This is a genomic window from Streptomyces sp. NPDC051133, assembly GCF_040682635.1.
In the GTDB taxonomy this organism is placed as follows: Bacteria; Actinomycetota; Actinomycetes; order Streptomycetales; family Streptomycetaceae; genus Streptomyces.
Genome location: NZ_JBFBBK010000048.1, coordinates 1 through 17251, shown reverse-complemented (window position 1 = coordinate 17251; position 17251 = coordinate 1). Strand labels below are relative to the sequence as shown.

General features: G+C 70.6%; 13 protein-coding genes. 9 read left to right on the top strand and 4 right to left on the bottom strand.

Annotated elements, in window-relative coordinates; translation table 11 throughout:
• Positions 1–60: 60 nt before the first annotated feature.
• Positions 61–4026: a type VII secretion protein EccCa gene (gene eccCa / locus AB0N17_RS35120; protein ID WP_366015684.1), complete on the bottom strand. Its 3966-nt coding sequence runs from the start codon at positions 4024–4026 to the stop codon at positions 61–63.
• 300 nt (positions 4027–4326) lie between these two features.
• Here eccCa and eccD point away from each other — a divergent pair, with 300 nt between their 5' ends.
• Positions 4327–5829 (top strand): type VII secretion integral membrane protein EccD, encoded by a 1503-nt coding sequence (eccD, locus tag AB0N17_RS35115; protein WP_366015722.1) that lies wholly within the window; start codon positions 4327–4329, stop codon positions 5827–5829.
• Positions 5830–5901: 72 nt separating this feature from the next.
• Here eccD and AB0N17_RS35110 read toward each other — a convergent pair whose 3' ends face one another.
• The gene (locus AB0N17_RS35110; RefSeq protein ID WP_366015682.1) at positions 5902–6195 is read right to left on the bottom strand and encodes a DUF397 domain-containing protein; all 294 of its coding nucleotides are present in this window, start codon (positions 6193–6195) and stop codon (positions 5902–5904) included.
• A 268-nt stretch (positions 6196–6463) separates the two neighbouring features.
• Here AB0N17_RS35110 and rpsO point away from each other — a divergent pair, with 268 nt between their 5' ends.
• The 5 genes from rpsO to AB0N17_RS35085 all read left to right on the top strand — a co-directional run bounded on the left by rpsO (position 6464) and on the right by AB0N17_RS35085 (position 11926).
• Positions 6464–6751 (top strand): 30S ribosomal protein S15, encoded by a 288-nt coding sequence (gene rpsO / locus AB0N17_RS35105; protein WP_030041128.1) that lies wholly within the window; start codon positions 6464–6466, stop codon positions 6749–6751.
• Positions 6752–7081: 330 nt separating this feature from the next.
• A complete protein-coding gene (locus tag AB0N17_RS35100) occupies positions 7082–9301 on the top strand; it encodes a polyribonucleotide nucleotidyltransferase (RefSeq protein ID WP_366015680.1) in 2220 nt (739 codons plus the stop codon).
• The gene (locus AB0N17_RS35095) at positions 9298–10677 is read left to right on the top strand and encodes a pitrilysin family protein (protein WP_366015679.1); all 1380 of its coding nucleotides are present in this window, start codon (positions 9298–9300) and stop codon (positions 10675–10677) included. The genes AB0N17_RS35100 and AB0N17_RS35095 overlap by 4 nt, the downstream gene beginning before the upstream one ends.
• Positions 10678–10708: 31 nt before the next feature.
• Positions 10709–11461, top strand: a complete 753-nt coding sequence (dapB, locus tag AB0N17_RS35090; protein ID WP_366015678.1) for a 4-hydroxy-tetrahydrodipicolinate reductase — start codon at positions 10709–10711, stop codon at positions 11459–11461.
• 12 nt (positions 11462–11473) lie between these two features.
• Positions 11474–11926, top strand: coding sequence for a tetratricopeptide repeat protein (locus tag AB0N17_RS35085; RefSeq protein WP_366015677.1), 453 nt, complete (start codon positions 11474–11476; stop codon positions 11924–11926).
• Positions 11927–12121: 195 nt separating this feature from the next.
• On the opposite strand, the gene AB0N17_RS35080 is transcribed toward AB0N17_RS35085, so the two are convergent.
• Positions 12122–12673: a hypothetical protein gene (locus AB0N17_RS35080; RefSeq protein WP_366015676.1), complete on the bottom strand. Its 552-nt coding sequence runs from the start codon at positions 12671–12673 to the stop codon at positions 12122–12124.
• A gap of 103 nt (positions 12674–12776) precedes the next feature.
• The gene (locus AB0N17_RS35075; RefSeq protein WP_366015675.1) at positions 12777–13013 is read right to left on the bottom strand and encodes a hypothetical protein; all 237 of its coding nucleotides are present in this window, start codon (positions 13011–13013) and stop codon (positions 12777–12779) included.
• 176 nt (positions 13014–13189) lie between these two features.
• Here AB0N17_RS35075 and thyX point away from each other — a divergent pair, with 176 nt between their 5' ends.
• The 3 genes from thyX (at position 13190) to AB0N17_RS35060 (ending at position 16909) form a co-directional block, all read left to right on the top strand.
• The gene (gene thyX / locus AB0N17_RS35070; RefSeq protein ID WP_366015674.1) at positions 13190–13939 is read left to right on the top strand and encodes an FAD-dependent thymidylate synthase; all 750 of its coding nucleotides are present in this window, start codon (positions 13190–13192) and stop codon (positions 13937–13939) included.
• A gap of 211 nt (positions 13940–14150) precedes the next feature.
• Positions 14151–15050: a 4-hydroxy-tetrahydrodipicolinate synthase gene (gene dapA / locus AB0N17_RS35065; protein WP_366015673.1), complete on the top strand. Its 900-nt coding sequence runs from the start codon at positions 14151–14153 to the stop codon at positions 15048–15050.
• 173 nt (positions 15051–15223) lie between these two features.
• Positions 15224–16909, top strand: a complete 1686-nt coding sequence (locus tag AB0N17_RS35060; protein WP_366015672.1) for a ribonuclease J — start codon at positions 15224–15226, stop codon at positions 16907–16909.
• Positions 16910–17251: the final 342 nt, after the last annotated feature.

Here is a 17251-nt window from a genome sequence, read left to right as displayed (position 1 = left end):
TGTTCCCCGTGCCCCGCCCGCAGGCGGGGGTTTCGTCAAGCGTGCTACGCCGTGTGCGCCTCAGTACTCCACATCCACCAACCCCGTCTGAACCAACGGCTTCCCCCGCTTCCGGGAGACGAAGACGCCCCGGCCCGCCGGCATCGGACGGGGACGGACGCCGTTCAGGATGTCGCCCTCCGCCGGGTCGCCCGCGAGGACGATTCCCTGGGCGCCGAGTTCCTTCATGCGCTGCATGAACGGCTCGTAGGACGCGCGGCCCGCGCCGGCCGAGGAGCGGGCGATGATGAAGCGGACGCCGACGTCGCGGGCGAACGGCAGCATCTCCGTCAGGCCGCTGAGCGGATTGCCGCTGGAGGTGGACACGAGGTCGTAGTCGTCGATGACGACAAAGACCTGCGGGCCCCGCCACCAGCTCCGGTCCCGCAGCTGCTGCGGGGTGACGTCGGCCGTGGGGCTGCGGCGCTGCATGAGGTCGGCCAGGGCCGTCATGTGGTGGTCCATCTGGCTGGACATCGGGATGTACTCCGCCAAGTGGCTGGCGGGCGTGAGGTCCAGCAGCGAGCGCCGGTTGTCGACGACGAAGAACTTCGCCTCGTCGCCGCTGTAGCGCAGCGTCAGCTGCTTGATCAGCAGCCGCAGCAGGTTGGACTTGCCGGACTCGCTCTCGCCGAAGACGAGGAAGAACGGGTCCTGCTCGAAGTCCAGGAACACCGGCTCCAGGGCCTCCTCGTCCAGCGCGAATGAGATACCCCGCTGCGGGAAGCGGTCGCCCGGCGGGAGTTGCACGGCCTCCAGCTGGCGCGGCAGCAGGCGGACCTTCGGGGCGCCCGGTTCCTGCCAGTGGCGGCCGACCTCGGTGGTGAGCGCCGCCGTGGCCTCGGCCAGGTCGGTGTCGGAGGTGAGGCCGTCGATGCGCGGGACCGCCGCCATGAAGTGCAGCTTCTGCGGGGAGAGACCACGGCCCGGGACGCCCGAGGGGACGTTCGCCGCCACCCTGCGGTCGATCTCGGAGTCCATGACGTCGCCCAGGCGCAGCTCCAGACGGTTCATGAGGTGGTCCTTGAGGTTGGCCCGGACCTCCATCGAGCGCGACGCCGTGATGATCACGTGGATGCCGTAGCCGAGACCCCGCGCGGCGATGTCCAGGACCGCCGGTTCCAGGGCCTCGTAGTCGGTGCGGAAGTTGCCCCAGCCGTCGATGACCAGGAACACGTCGCCCCACGGCTGGTCCGTCACCGAGATCTCGCCGCGGGCGCGGCGGGTGCGGAAGTCGGCGATCGAGGCGATGCCGGCCGTCCGGAAGTACTCCTCGCGGCGGGTCAGGACGCCGTACACCTCGGAGACCGTGCGGCGGACGCGCTCCGGGTCGAGGCGGGAGGCGACGCCACCGACGTGCGGCAGGCCGTCCACCGCCGCCATACCGCCGCCACCGAAGTCCAGCCCGTAGAACTGCACCTCGTGCGGTGTGTGGGTGAGCGCGAAGGAGCAGATCAGCGAGCGCAGCAGCGTCGACTTGCCGGACTGGGGGCCACCGATGATCTGCATATGGCCGGCCGCGCCCGAGAAGTCGAGCATCAGGCGGTCACGGCGCTGCTCGTACGGCTTGTCGACCAGGCCGACCGGGACGACCAGACGGCCGGCGCCCTCGTAGTTCGGCTGGGTCAGACCGCGGCCCTGCACCGCCGCGAGGCCGGGCAGCAGCGCGTCCAGCGACGGCGGGCTCTCCAGCGGCGGCAGCCACACCTGGTGCGCCGCCGGACCCTGCGCCTCCAGCCGGCGCACGATCACGTCGAGGACCGTGTCGGCCAGCGCCTCGTCGACCTCGGGGGCCGACTCGGTGCGCTGCTGGGGGATGGCCACGTAGTGCACCGGCACCTCGGCGGCCGTGAACAGCACCGGGCGCCGGTCCACCGGCAGCTGACCGCCGGGCAGGGCCGTGCGCGGGCCGCCCGTGCGGTAGACGCCGGAGACGTACGCCGCCTTGAAGCGGACCATTTCGTCGGTGCCGAACTTCAGGAAGCCGGAACCGGGGACGTTCGGGAGCTCGTAGGCGTCCGGGACACCCAGGGCCGCGCGGGACTCGGCCGCCGAGAAGGTGCGCAGACCGATGCGGTACGACAGATACGTCTCCAGGCCGCGCAGCCGGCCCTCCTCCAGGCGCTGCGAGGCCAGCAGCAGGTGCACGCCCAGCGAACGGCCGATGCGGCCGATCTGCACGAACATCTCGATGAAGTCCGGCTTCGCGGTCAGCAGTTCGCTGAACTCGTCGATCACCAGGACGAGGGAGGGGATCGGCTGGAGCGGGGCGCCGGCCGCGCGCGCCTTCTCGTAGTCGTGGATGTTGGCGTAGTTGCCCGCGTCGCGCAGCAGCTCCTGGCGGCGGTTCAGTTCACCGCGGATCGAGTCGCCCATGCGGTCGACCAGGGTGAGGTCGTCGGCGAGGTTGGTGATGACCGCCGCCACGTGGGGCATCTGCGCCATGCCGGCGAAGGTCGCACCGCCCTTGAAGTCCGCGAGGACGAAGTTCAGGGTCTCCGAGGAGTGCGTGACCGCCAGGCCCAGCACCAGCGTGCGCAGCAGCTCCGACTTGCCGGAACCGGTGGCGCCGACGCACAGGCCGTGCGGGCCCATGCCCTCCTGCGCGGCCTCCTTCAGGTCCAGCATCACGGGCCGGCCGTCCTCGCCGAGACCGATCGGCACCCGCAGCCGTTCCGCGAGCGCGCGCGGGCGCCAGGTCCGCTTGGTGTCGACCGACGCCGCGTCACCGAGGCCGAGGAGGTCGGTGAACTCCAGGTTCGCCAGCAGCGGTTCGTCGTCGTCGCCGCCCGACGCCATGCGCAGCGGCGCCAGCTGCCGGGCCAGCGCCTCGGCGGACTCGTAGGAGAGCGCGTCCGGGATGCCCTCGTAGACCTCGCCGTGCCCGGACTCCAGACGCAGCAGGCCCGGCTGTACGACGACGGACAGGTCGCCGCCGGCCGTGGTGAGTTCACCGGGTACGACCTCGACGACGGTGACGCCCTGCAGGCCCTCGGGGTTGGCGAGCACCGAGTCCGGCAGCAGGGAGATGTCGTCCAGGACGAGCACGATGTGCGGTGCGTCCAGCACCGGCGCGCCGCCCGGGTGGAAGCGCGGGCGGCCCGTCAGCCGGACGGACAGCAGGTCCTCCAGCTCGCGCGGGTCGGCGCCGATCAGCCGGCGGCTGCCCGCGCCGTCCACCGCACCGGACGCCTGCACGTGCGGCAGCCACTTCGCCCAGTCCCAGTGCGGCAGCGCCTCCCGGCCCGCGGCCACCGCGATGACCAGGTCCTCGGGGGAGTGCAGCGAGGCCAGCGAGCCGACCAGGGCGCGGGCGGAGGACCGTACGGACTGCGGCTCACCGCTGACCGTGACGTGGTAGAAGGCGCGCAGCGACACCGCCATCGGCAGATCGCCGACGGTGTTGTGCGAGGCGACGAAGCGCTGCATCGCGCCCGCGGTCAGCGGCTCCAGCTGCTCCACCGGCCCCGTCTCCGGGGCGACCAGCGGGGTCGCCAGCGGCTGCGGGCCCAGGCCGACGCGCACGTGCGCGAAGTCCTCGTCGCCCGGCCGCCGCTCCCACACCCGGCTGCCCTCGGCGACGAGCGCCCACAGCTGCTCGGGGGAGGGGTGCAGGTAGTACTGCGCGTCCCGCTGCGTACGGGCCGTGTCCACGGCCGCCTTGCGCGTCTGCGACAGATAGCTGAGGTAGTCGCGGCGCATGTCGGCCAGTTGACCCTGTGAGCCCCGGCGGAAACGGACCACCATCGCGATGGACATGCCCACCGTCGAGGCGATCATGATCATGCCCATGATCTTCATGAACGGCTGGCCGTTCGTGAAGAAGAAGACGACCGAGCCGCCCATGCCCAGCGTGGGCAGGAGCTGCATCAGCACGCTCTCCTGGTGCCCCCGAGGCAGTTCGGGCGGTGCCTCGACAACGACCTCTTGTGTGGGCACTTCGGACGGCAGCGCCCTAGGGGGGCGCTTGACGACAATCTGGCTCACCGCTCACCAATTCCCTTGCCCGACCCAGGCTTTCCGCCCACCGCCCCGTGTCCGGCGGGCGCAGGCCGCCGCGTGATCCTACTGAGTTCACCCGGCACGGGTGAGCGGTAGGGTGCCGGGTGTTCGCGTGAGCACACGCCGAGCAGGCCGGAAAAACCGGGACACCCCGCCCGAATTCGGAGGGGCAGGGCCCGGGAATCCGGGCGCCCGGCGCCCGCGCCGCCGCGCACGCGGCGAACCGGCACGAGACCTTCACGAAGTAGACGCACCACCACCACTGAGGGGGAGCAGCAGGTGAGCATGACGGCCGCCGCCACCGGCGGACCCGGGACGGGAGCCCCTTCCGCGTCCGGCACCGGACTCGGCTTCTGCCGGGTCACCATCGTCGCGCCGGACAGCCGCATCGACGTGGCGCTGCCCGACGACGTCCCGGTCGCCGACCTCTACCCGGAGATCCTCCGGCTGTCCCAGCAGAGCCCCGAGACGGGCGCCCCGGTCGGCTACCACCTCGTCCGCACCGACGGCACCGTGCTGGACAGCGCCCGCTCCTTCGCCGCCCAGCGCATTCTCGACGGCGAACTCCTCACGCTGCGCCCGTTCGCGGAGTCGCTGCCGCCGGCCGTCTTCGACGACGTCGCCGAGGCCGTCGCCACCGCCGTCACCAAGCAGCACAAGCTGTGGAGCGGCGAACTGACCCGGGCCGCGGGCCTCGTCGGCGGCGGCGTGCTGCCGGCCCTCCTCGCCTTCGTCGCCTGGACCGCCGACCCGCGCCACGACATGAACGGCCTGGCCGGCATCCTCGCCGCCGTCACCGGCATCCTGCTCGTCGTGCTCTCCGCCGTCCGCGCCCGCGTCTACGACGACCGCGGCTCGGCCGTCGCCCTCGGTCTCGGCGCGCTGCCCAACATCGGTGTCGCCGGCAGCGGACTGCTGCCGCTCACCGCCGGCGAGGGCATCGGCAGACTGCAGTTCCTGCTGGCGTGCGCGGCCGTCCTCGTCGCCGCCCTCGTCCTCGCCCTGTGCTCCCCGCACGGCGACGGCCCCTTCGTGTCCTTCGTGTTCGCCTCGGCGGTCGCCCTCGTCGTCGTCTTCGTCGCGACCCTCACCCACTGGTCCGCGACCGAGATGGCCGGCCTGTGCGCGCCCGTCGCCGTGGGCGCCCTCGCCTTCCTGCCCGGCATGTCCATGCGCTTCGCCCGGCTGCCGATCGGCTTCGAGAACCCCAGCAGCGGCACCCCCCGCTCCGCCTACGGCACCGAGTCCGCCGCGCCGGAGCCCGTGGACACCGGGCGCATCGAGGCCCAGGCCCGGCGCGGCCACGAACTCCTCGTCGGCCTGGTCGGCGGCTGCGCGCTGCTCGCCGTCGGCGCCTCGGCCGTCCTGGGCTTCTCCGACGACATCTGGGCCCAGCTGCTCGCGCTCGCCACCGGTGTCGCGATGCTCATGCGCGCCGGCCTCTTCCGCTACACCGCCCAGGTCGCCCCCGTCCTGGCGGCGGGCCTCGGCGCGCTGGTCCTGCTCGGCCTCGGTCTCGCCCTCAACCCGCCGCGGCACGTGATGCTCGAGGCGCTCGCCGGCCACCGCACCGACCTCGACATCCGCACCATCTGGCTGATCGCGGTCATCGCCGCGGCCGGTGCCCTGGTCACGACGCTGGGCCTGGTCCTCTCGCGCGGCGGGCTCACCCCGTTCTGGGGCCGCTTCCTGGAGATCGGCGAGGGCTTCGTCCTGCTGACCCTGATCCCGCTCACCCTGGCGGTCTTCGACGTGTACGCGAGCGCGCGCGCGATGACCAGCAAATAATCTCCGCGGTACGGCACCGGGCCCCGGCTCCCGATCAGGAGCCGGGGCCCGGTGCCGTACCGCGTGGGCCGCTCACTGCGCGACGGGTCCCCCGTCGTGCGGCACCGGCTCCAGATCGAACTCGCCGTCCCGCGCCCCCAGCACGAACGCCCGCCACTCCGCCTCGGTGTAGCGCAGCACGGTCCCGGGATCCAGCGAGGAACGCATGGCCACCGCCCCGGCGGGGAGGTACGCGATCTCGACGCGCTCCTCGTGCTCCTCCGTACCCGGCGCGCAGTGCCACTCGACGCCCGAGATGTCGAGCGCGTACAGCTCGTCCCGCTCCCGCTCCTTGCGCGCCTTGATCTCCGCTTCCGTCTCCGTCATCGTGCAGCGATCCCTTCCCGGGGTGCCTACGGGGTGCCGGCGCTCACCCTAGTGGCCGGTGACGGCCCGCCCGGGCGGTTCGGAAACCGGGGGAAAGATGCCGGCCACCTCCTGGTACCCTGTGTGACGGCCGTTCGTGTACGCGCCCCCGGAGCCCAGCGCCCTGGAGGCCGCGCCCAGCGGATCCCCGCCTCCCGAGTAACGGAAGCTCCCCGAGACGTAGACCGGGGGCACTCGGTGGCACTCATCAGACTCATGAGGAGTACGCGTGTCGCTCGACGCCGCTACGAAGAAGCAGATCATCTCCGAGTTCGGTACCAAGGAGGGTGACACCGGCTCCCCCGAGGTCCAGGTCGCCATGCTCTCCCGTCGGATCTCCGACCTGACGGAGCACCTCAAGACCCACAAGCACGACCACCACTCCCGTCGTGGCCTGCTGATCCTCGTCGGTCAGCGCCGCCGGCTGCTGCAGTACCTGGCGAAGAAGGACATCCAGCGCTTCCGTGCGCTGGTCGACCGCCTCGGCATCCGCCGCGGTGCGGCGGGCGCCAAGTAAGACGCCGTGAAGGGAGCGGTTCCCGGTAGCACTCGGGGACCGCTCCCTTCGTCGTACATGCGGAAACGTGCGGAGTGTCACACACGCTTTGTAGTGTGGTAGGCACAACGCAGTACGTACGACACGCAACGCAGAACACAACGCAGGACAGAACGAGGAGAAGCGCACCTCGCCGCCGCCGGTCCTCGGTAGTGGCCCCCGGGGGGAAGTGAGCCCCGGGTGCTTCGATCGAAGACCGGCCCGCACCAGACGGCGCGCTTCTCCGCCACAGTCCCCCTGCCACACGGGCAGCCAAGGGACGAAAGACGATACGTAACGGAGAAAACGCTAGTGGAGAACGAGACCCACTACGCCGAGGCCGTCATCGACAATGGCGCCTTCGGTACCCGTACCATCCGCTTCGAGACGGGCCGCCTGGCCAAGCAGGCCGCCGGCTCCGCCGTGGCGTACCTGGACGACGACACCATGGTGCTGTCGGCCACCACCGCCTCCAAGAACCCCAAGGACCAGCTCGACTTCTTCCCCCTCACGGTGGACGTCGAGGAGCGGATGTACGCCGCCGGCAAGATCCCCGGCAGCTTCTTCCGCCGTGAGGGCCGTCCCTCCGAGGACGCCATCCTCACCTGCCGCCTGATCGACCGCCCGCTGCGCCCGTCCTTCAAGAAGGGCCTGCGCAACGAGATCCAGGTCGTCTGCACGGTCATGGCGCTCAACCCGGACCACCTGTACGACGTCGTCGCGATCAACGCCGCGTCCGCGTCCACGCAGCTGGCCGGCCTGCCCTTCTCCGGCCCGATCGGCGGCGTCCGCGTCGCGCTGATCCGCGGCCAGTGGGTCGCCTTCCCGACGCACACCGAGCTCGAGGACGCCGTCTTCGACATGGTCGTCGCGGGCCGCGTCCTGGAGGACGGCGACGTCGCGATCATGATGGTCGAGGCCGAGGCCACCGACAAGGCGATCAAGCTGGTCGAGGGCGGCGCCGAGGCGCCGACCGAGGAGATCGTCGCCGCCGGTCTGGAGGCCGCCAAGCCCTTCATCAAGGTGCTGTGCCGCGCCCAGGCCGACCTCGCCGCCAAGGCCGCCAAGCCGACCGGCGAGTTCCCGATCTTCCTGGACTACCAGGACGACGTCCTCGAGGCCCTGACCGCCGCGGTCAAGCCCGAGCTCGCCCAGGCGCTCACCATCGCCGGCAAGCAGGAGCGCGAGGCCGAGCTGGACCGCGTCAAGGGTCTGGCCGCCGAGAAGCTCCTCCCCGAGTTCGAGGGCCGCGAGAAGGAGATCTCCGCCGCGTACCGCTCCCTGACCAAGACCCTGGTCCGCGAGCGCGTCATCCGGGAGAAGAAGCGCATCGACGGCCGCGGTGTCACCGACATCCGCACCCTGGCCGCCGAGGTCGAGGCCATCCCGCGCGTGCACGGCTCCGCGGTGTTCGAGCGTGGCGAGACCCAGATCCTGGGCGTCACCACCCTCAACATGCTCCGCATGGAGCAGCAGCTGGACACCCTCTCCCCGGTGACCCGCAAGCGCTACATGCACAACTACAACTTCCCGCCGTACTCCACCGGCGAGACCGGCCGCGTCGGCTCCCCGAAGCGCCGCGAGATCGGCCACGGCGCCCTCGCCGAGCGCGCGCTCGTGCCGGTGCTGCCGACGCGCGAGGAGTTCCCCTACGCGATCCGCCAGGTCTCCGAGGCGCTGAGCTCCAACGGCTCGACGTCCATGGGTTCGGTCTGCGCCTCCACCATGTCGCTGCTGAACGCCGGTGTGCCGCTGAAGGCCCCCGTCGCCGGTATCGCCATGGGCCTGATCTCCCAGGAGATCGAGGGCGAGACGCACTACGTCACCCTCACCGACATCCTCGGTGCCGAGGACGCCTTCGGCGACATGGACTTCAAGGTCGCCGGCACCAAGGAGTTCGTGACCGCCCTCCAGCTCGACACCAAGCTGGACGGCATCCCGGCCTCCGTCCTGGCCGCGGCCCTCAAGCAGGCCCGCGACGCCCGCCTCCACATCCTCGACGTGATGATGGAAGCGATCGACACGCCGGACGAGATGTCCCCGAACGCCCCGCGGATCATCACCGTCAAGATCCCCGTGGACAAGATCGGTGAGGTCATCGGCCCCAAGGGCAAGATGATCAACCAGATCCAGGAGGACACCGGCGCCGAGATCACGATCGAGGACGACGGCACCATCTACATCGGTGCCGCCGACGGCCCGGCCGCCGAGGCCGCCCGCGCCACGATCAACGGCATCGCCAACCCGACGATGCCCGAGGTCGGCGAGCGCTACCTGGGTACGGTCGTCAAGACCACCACCTTCGGTGCGTTCGTCTCCCTGCTGCCCGGCAAGGACGGTCTGCTGCACATCTCGCAGATCCGCAAGCTCGCCGGCGGCAAGCGCGTGGAGAACGTCGAGGACGTCCTCGGCGTGGGCCAGAAGGTCCAGGTCGAGATCGCCGAGATCGACTCCCGCGGCAAGCTCTCCCTCGTCCCGGTGATCGAGGGCGAGGAAGGTTCTGACGAGGCGAAGGACGACGCCGAGCAGTGACCTCCCGTAGCTCCAAGGTGACGGCCCGCCCCTCTTCGGAGGCGCGGGCCGTCGCCCGTACCCAAACCCTGATCAAGGGCCAGAACGGCATCGGCACGGTCCGCAAGACCACCCTCCCGGGCGGCCTGCGCATCGTCACCGAGACCCTGCCCTCGGTCCGCTCCGCCACCTTCGGCATCTGGGCGCACGTCGGCTCCCGCGACGAGACCCCGGCCCTGAACGGCGCCACGCACTACCTGGAGCACCTGCTCTTCAAGGGCACCTCCCGGCGCAGCGCGCTGGACATCTCCGCCGCCCTCGACGCCGTCGGCGGCGAGATGAACGCGTTCACGGCCAAGGAGTACACGTGCTACTACGCACGCGTGCTCGACACCGACCTGCCGCTCGCCATAGACGTCGTCTGCGACATGCTGACCGGCTCCCTGATCCTGGAAGAGGACGTCGACGTCGAACGCGGCGCGATCCTCGAAGAGATCGCCATGACCGAGGACGACCCGGGCGACTGCGTGCACGACCTGTTCGCGCACACCATGTTCGGCGGCAACGCCCTCGGCCGACCGGTCCTCGGCACGGTCGACACGGTCAACGCCCTCACCGCCGACCGCATCCGCCGCTTCTACCGGAAGCACTACGACCCGACCCACCTCGTGGTCGCCTGCGCCGGCAACATCGACCACAACAAGGTCGTACGACAGGTCCGCGCGGCCTTCGAGAAGGCGGGCGCCTTCGGGAACCCGGACGTGACGCCCATCGGCCCGCGCCAGGGCAGCCGGACGATCCGCACGGCCGGCAAGGTCGAGCTGCTCGGCCGCAAGACCGAGCAGGCGCACGTGGTCCTGGGCATGCCCGGCATCTCCCGCACCGACGACCGCCGCTGGGCCATGGGCGTGCTCAACACCGCCCTCGGCGGCGGCATGTCCTCCCGGCTCTTCCAGGAGGTCCGGGAGAAGCGGGGCCTCGCCTACAGCGTGTACTCGTACACCTCCGGCTTCGCCGACTGCGGCCTGTTCGGCGTCTACGCCGGCTGCCGGCCGAGCCAGGTGCACGACGTGCTCAGGATCTGCCGGGACGAACTCGACCACGTCGCGGCCAACGGCCTGACCGACGACGAGATCGGCCGCGCCATCGGTCAGCTCCAGGGCTCCACCGTCCTCGGGCTGGAGGACACCGGCGCGCTGATGAACCGTATCGGCAAGAGCGAGCTGTGCTGGGGCGAGCAGATGTCCGTCGACGACCTGCTGGCGAAGATAGCCGCGGTCACCCCGGACGAGGTCCGCTCGGTCGCCCGGGACATCCTGGGACAGCGCCCGTCGCTGTCGGTCATCGGCCCGCTGAAGGACAAGCAGGCCGGGCGGCTGCACGACGCCGTCGCCTAACCCCTCCGTCTTCGGTAAGGAAGCACAACAGATGAGCAAGCTGCGCGTGGCGGTCCTCGGTGCCAAGGGCCGGATCGGGTCCGAGGCGGTCCGGGCGGTCGACGCCGCCGAGGACATGGAACTGGTCGCCGCCCTCGGCCGGGGCGACACGCTGGAGACGCTGACGGCGGCCGGTGCCCAGGTCGTCGTCGAGCTGACCACTCCCGACTCGGTCATGGACAACCTGGACTTCTGCGTGCGCCACGGCATCCACGCGGTCGTCGGGACGACGGGCTGGACCGAGGAGCGCCTCGCGCAGCTGAAGGGCTGGCTCGCCGACTCCCCGGAGACCGGTGTGCTCATCGCGCCGAACTTCTCCATCGGGGCCGTCCTGACGATGAAGTTCGCGCAGATCGCCGCGCCGTACTTCGAGTCCGTCGAGGTCGTCGAGCTGCACCACCCGAACAAGGTGGACGCCCCGAGCGGTACGGCCACGCGCACGGCCCAGCTCATCGCCGAGGCCCGCCGGGCGGCCGGCACCGCCCCGGCACCGGACGCCACGGTGACGGCCCTCGACGGCGCGCGGGGCGCCGACGTCGACGGGATCCCGGTCCACGCCGTCCGCCTGCGCGGTCTCCTGGCCCACCAGGAGGTGCTGCTCGGCGGCGAGGGCGAGACCCTCACCGTCCGCCACGACTCCCTGCACCACAGCAGCTTCATGCCGGGCATCCTGCTCGGCGCCCGCCGCGTGGTGACCACTCCGGGCCTGACCTTCGGCCTGGAACACTTCCTCGACCTGAGCTGAGCCCACCTCGTCATGCGCGCGAAGATCACCTACCTCGTCACGGCCGCCGTCCTCGTCTTCTACTTCGTCCTGGTCGGCAGCCGCGGCGTGATGCTCATCCAGTCCGGCACGGTCGTCACCGTCACCTTCGGGGTGGCGGTGCTGATCCTGCCGGTCATCGGCCTGTGGTTCCTGTGGAAGAACACCCAGTTCGTCCGCAGGGCCAACGCCCTCGCCACCGAACTCGACGCCGAGGGCGGCCTGCCCGTGGACGAGCTGCGGCGCCTCCCGAGCGGCCGGATCGACCGGGACTCGGCCGACGAGGTGTTCACCAAGCGCAAGGCCGAGACCGAGGCGTCCCCCGACGACTGGCGCTGCTGGTTCCGCCTGGCCGTGGCCTACCACGACGCCCGCGACACCCCCCGCGCCCGCAAGGCGATGCAACGGGCCATCGCCCTGCACGACGGAAAGCCCGTCCAGGCCTGACACCGGCCAAGTCCCGCCCCGGCGGCAGCCGGACGACGCGCGCTCCGGCGGGCCGTCGCGCCTCCCCGCCTCAAAGGCCCGGGAGGGACCCCGGAGGCGGCACGGGTGGGCGCAGCGGCGCCTCTCGGCGAGCAGCGCCCGCCCCTCCGGCCGCCACCGGCACAGGGCCCTCGAAGGGAGGGCCGCCCCCAGCGGTCAGCCGCGCCCGTACTCGGCCGCCCACGCCTCCACCACGTCCGCAGCCCGGTCGAACGCGGCCGGGCGCCCCAGGAAGTCCAGGGAGTGCGTGGTCAGCAGCGGCGGTGTGTCACCGGCGCCGCGGTCCTTGCGGACGAGCGCCAGCGCCTGCCCCTGCACCGTCCGCGGCAGCCCCACCCACCGCACCGGCTGCTGCACCGTCCGCAGGGACACCACCCGCGCCCAGGGGACCGTCCGCGTCACCAAAAAGCGGACCTGCCGCAGCCCGCGCCCGCTCACCCACACCCCCATGCGCAGCAACCGCAGCGCACCGGCGACGAGCGCGAGACCCGCGCCCAGGACCGCCCCGGCGGAGGAGGCCGAGCCGGTCAGGGCGATGAGGACCGCGCCGAACAGCACGAACGAGGCCAGCAGCAGCCCGAGCGCGGCCACCCCCACCCGCCAGGGACCAGGGCGGTACGGCCGCCGCCAGCGGTCGGGGTCGGCGTACGGCAGCGCGCTCCAGGCCGCCTCGAAGGTGCGGTCGGCCGTCAGGAAGGGCAGGGGCACGGCTGGTCCTCACTCGGTCCTCGCGTGGGCTGTGCCCGGTGAGGCTATCCGGCCGTGTTCCGCCCCACCAGCCTGGAGCGTCCGGAAGGGTCAGCGGGACGGGTCAGTGCCCCTGGGACGCCTGGGACTGCTGCAGCGACGTACTGGAAGGTGTGGACAGCGCCGGCGTGCCGAGGATCAGGGCGCCCACGAGCCCGGCGACGAGGGTGAGACCCAGCAGCGAGCGCCCGGCCATCTCGCCGAAGGACGCCCGCGGGCGGGGCGGGGGAGTGACATTGCTGCGGAACCGGTCCGCCTCTGCCAGGAAGGCGAAGGGTACGGGCTCGCGCCGACGGAACATCGCGGTTGCCTCTCCTCTCGGGAGTCGGGATCGAACGTGCAGGCCTCACCGGTACAGACGCTCCGGTGACACAAAAGGTGCCCATGTCGGAAAAAATCCGTGGTGGGATTTTTGAGGCCATGCACTGCCGTGGCCGGGGCGGGTGCCCCGTAAGGTGGGCGCGAACCTAAGAAGTGATGGGAAGGACCCCAACCCCCGTGACCACCCCCGAGTCGCTCACGTTCCGCAGCGACGTCACCGTCGAGCTGGTGAAGTCCAGCGCTTCGGACGCCGACGTCCTCTTCGCCGCCCGGGTCTCGACCGCCGGCGAGCAGTCCCTCGACGAGCTGAAGAAGGACCCCGAGCGCTCCAAGGGCCTGATCAACTACCTGATGCGCGACCGGCACGGCAGCCCGTTCGAGCACAACTCGATGACCTTCTTCATCAGCGCCCCGATCTTCGTGTTCCGCGAGTTCATGCGGCACCGGGTCGGCTGGTCGTACAACGAGGAGTCGGGCCGCTACCGGGAGCTGGAGCCCGTCTTCTACGTCCCCGACGCCTCCCGCAAGCTCGTCCAGGAGGGCCGGCCCGGCAAGTACGTCTTCGTCGAGGGCACCCCGGCCCAGCACGAGGCGGTCAGCAGCACCCTGCGGGAGTCGTACGAGCAGGCGTACGCCTCCTACCAGAAGATGCTCGCCGAGGGCGTCGCCCGTGAGGTGGCCCGCGCGGCCCTCCCCGTCGGCCTCTTCTCCTCGATGTACGCCACCTGCAACGCCCGCTCCCTGATGCACTTCCTCGGCCTGCGCACCCAGCACGAGCTGGCCAAGGTGCCGTCCTTCCCGCAGCGGGAGATCGAGATGGTCGGCGAGAGGATGGAGGCGGAATGGGCCGCGCTCATGCCGCTGACCTACGCAGCCTTCAACGCGAACGGACGTGTGGCCCCGTAACGAAGCCCTGTTCCCACGCCCGGAACGGATGTACGGATCAGCCTGGCGAAGTGTCCGTATTGCGGCATTTAGAGAAGTTCATCTAGCCTGATCAAACGGACCCGGCACTGCTTGAACCCCCGAGCAGGCAGTGCCGGGCTCCGCATTTGTCCGGACTTACCCGACCCCCCGAGGGCAGACCACCCAGGGAGCACCGAGTAGCGTGTTACCCATGGCTCCGACCTCGACTCCGCAGACCCCCTTCGGGCGGGTCCTCACCGCCATGGTCACGCCCTTCACGGCGGACGGCGCACTCGACCTCGACGGCGCGCAGCGGCTCGCCGCCCACCTGGTGGACGCAGGCAACGACGGCCTGATCGTCAACGGCACCACCGGCGAGTCCCCCACCACCAGCGACGCGGAGAAATCGGACCTGGTACGAGCCGTCCTGGAGGCCGTCGGAGACCGCGCCCACGTCGTCGCGGGCGTCGGCACCAACGACACCCGCCACAGCATCGAGCTGGCCCGTGAGGCCGAGCGGATCGGCGCACACGGCCTCCTGGTCGTCACGCCGTACTACAACAAGCCCCCGCAGGAGGGCCTGTACCGCCACTTCACGGCCGTCGCCGACGCCACCGGTCTGCCGGTCATGCTCTACGACATCCCCGGCCGCAGCGGCGTCCCGATCAGCACCGAGACCCTGGTCCGGCTCGCCGAGCACCCCCGCATCGTCGCCAACAAGGACGCCAAGGGCGACCTCGGCCGCGCCAGCTGGGCCATCGCCCAGTCCGGCCTCGCCTGGTACTCCGGCGACGACATGCTGAACCTCCCGCTGCTCTCCGTGGGCGCGGTCGGCTTCGTCTCGGTCGTCGGCCACCTGGTCACCCCCGACCTGCGCGCCCTCGTGGACGCCCACGTCTCCGGTGACGTCGTCAAGGCCACCGAGATCCACCAGAAGCTGCTCCCGGTCTACACCGGCATGTTCCGCACGCAGGGCGTCATGACCACCAAGGCCGCCCTCGCCCTGCAGGGCCTGCCCGCCGGCCCGCTGCGCTCGCCCATGGTCGAGTGCTCGCCCGAGGAGATCGCCCAGCTCAAGATCGATCTTGCCGCCGGCGGGGTACAGCTCTAGCAACAGACTTCGCACCATCCGGGCCCTCAGGGCCCCACATGCTTCACAACTGAAGAACAACCGCATACGCAGGCCACCGGTGCCTGCACACGACAACGACAACTGCTTCTGCACGAACGTCATGCGCGCCACGTGCCCGACCGGTACGTGGCGCGCATGGTGAGGAGAGTCTTTTGAGTCATCCGCATCCTGAACTCGGCCCGCCCCCGCCGCTCCCCGAGGGTGGCCTTCGCGTCACCCCGCTCGGCGGCCTCGGTGAGATCGGCCGGAACATGACGGTCTTCGAGTACGGCGGCCGTCTTCTGATCGTCGACTGCGGAGTGCTCTTCCCCGAGGAGGAGCAGCCCGGAATCGACCTGATCCTGCCGGACTTCTCGTCCATCCGGGACCGCCTCGACGACATCGAGGGCATCGTCCTCACGCACGGCCACGAGGACCACATCGGCGGCGTCCCGTTCCTGCTCCGCGAAAAGCCGGACATCCCGCTGATCGGCTCCAAGCTGACCCTCGCGCTGATCGAGGCCAAGCTCCAGGAGCACCGGATCCGGCCGTACACGCTCGAGGTGGCCGAGGGGAACCGCGAGCGCGTCGGCCCCTTCGACTGCGAGTTCGTGGCCGTCAACCACTCCATCCCGGACGCCCTCGCCGTCGCCATCCGCACGCCCGCCGGCATGGTCGTCCACACCGGCGACTTCAAGATGGACCAGCTCCCGCTGGACAACCGCCTCACCGACCTGCACGCCTTCGCACGGCTGAGCGAGGAGGGCATCGACCTCCTCCTCACCGACTCCACGAACGCCGAGGTCCCGGGCTTCACCCCGCACGAGCGGGACATCTCCAACGTCCTGCGGCAGGTCTTCGCGAACGCCCGCAAGCGGATCATCGTGGCGAGCTTCGCCAGCCACGTCCACCGCATCCAGCAGATCCTGGACGCCGCCCACGAGTACGGCCGCCGGGTCGCCTTCGTCGGCCGCTCCATGGTCCGCAACATGGGCATCGCCCGCGACCTCGGCTACCTGAAGGTCCCGCCGGGCCTGGTGGTCGACGTCAGGACGCTGGACGACCTGCCCGACCACGAGGTGGTCCTGGTCTGCACGGGCTCCCAGGGCGAGCCGATGGCCGCGCTGTCGAGGATGGCCAACAGGGACCACCAGATCCGGATCGTCGACGGCGACACGGTCATCCTGGCGTCGTCCCTCATCCCCGGGAACGAGAACGCGGTCTACCGCGTGATCAACGGCCTGACCCGCTGGGGCGCCAACGTCGTCCACAAGGGCAACGCCAAGGTGCATGTTTCCGGCCACGCGTCCGCGGGCGAGTTGCTGTACTTCTACAACATCTGCCGCCCGAAGAACCTGATGCCGGTCCACGGCGAATGGCGCCACCTGCGCGCCAACGCCGAGCTGGGTGCCCTCACGGGCGTCCCGCACGACCGGATCGTCATCGCCGAGGACGGCGTGGCGGTGGACCTGGTCGAGGGCAAGGCCAAGATCTCCGGAAAGGTCCAGGCGGGTTACGTCTACGTCGACGGCCTCTCCGTCGGTGACGTCGGCGAGCCGGCGCTCAAGGACCGCAAGATCCTCGGCGACGAGGGCATCATCTCGGTCTTCGTGGTCGTGGACTCGTCCACCGGCAAGATCACCGGCGGCCCGCACGTACAGGCCCGCGGTTCCGGCATCGAGGACTCGGCCTTCGCCGACGTCCTCCCGAAGATCACGGAAGCGCTGGAGCGGTCCGCGCAGGACGGTGTCGTGGAGCCCCACCAGCTCCAGCAGCTCATCCGCCGCACCCTCGGCAAGTGGGTCTCGGACAGCTATCGCCGCAGGCCGATGATCCTGCCGGTGGTCGTGGAGGTCTGACGACCCGTCGGCGTATGACCCGAGCGGGGCACCTCGATTTGCATCGGGGCGCCCCGCTCCAGTACGTTTACGGCTCCGCCCAACCGGGAACCCCAGCACTTCACGCGCTGGACACATGTGACCGGGCGGGGCGGGAAAGCCGACTCAGAACTTCTGATAAAGTCGGAACCGTCGGAAAGGAAACCGCGAGAGCGGAAACCTGGAAAGCACCGAGGAAATCGGATCGAGAAAAGATCTGATAGAGTCGGAAACACCGAAGGGAAGCCCGGAGGAAAGCCCGAGAGGGTGAGTACAAAGGAAGCGACCGTTCCTTGAGAACTCAACAGCGTGCCAAAAATCAAC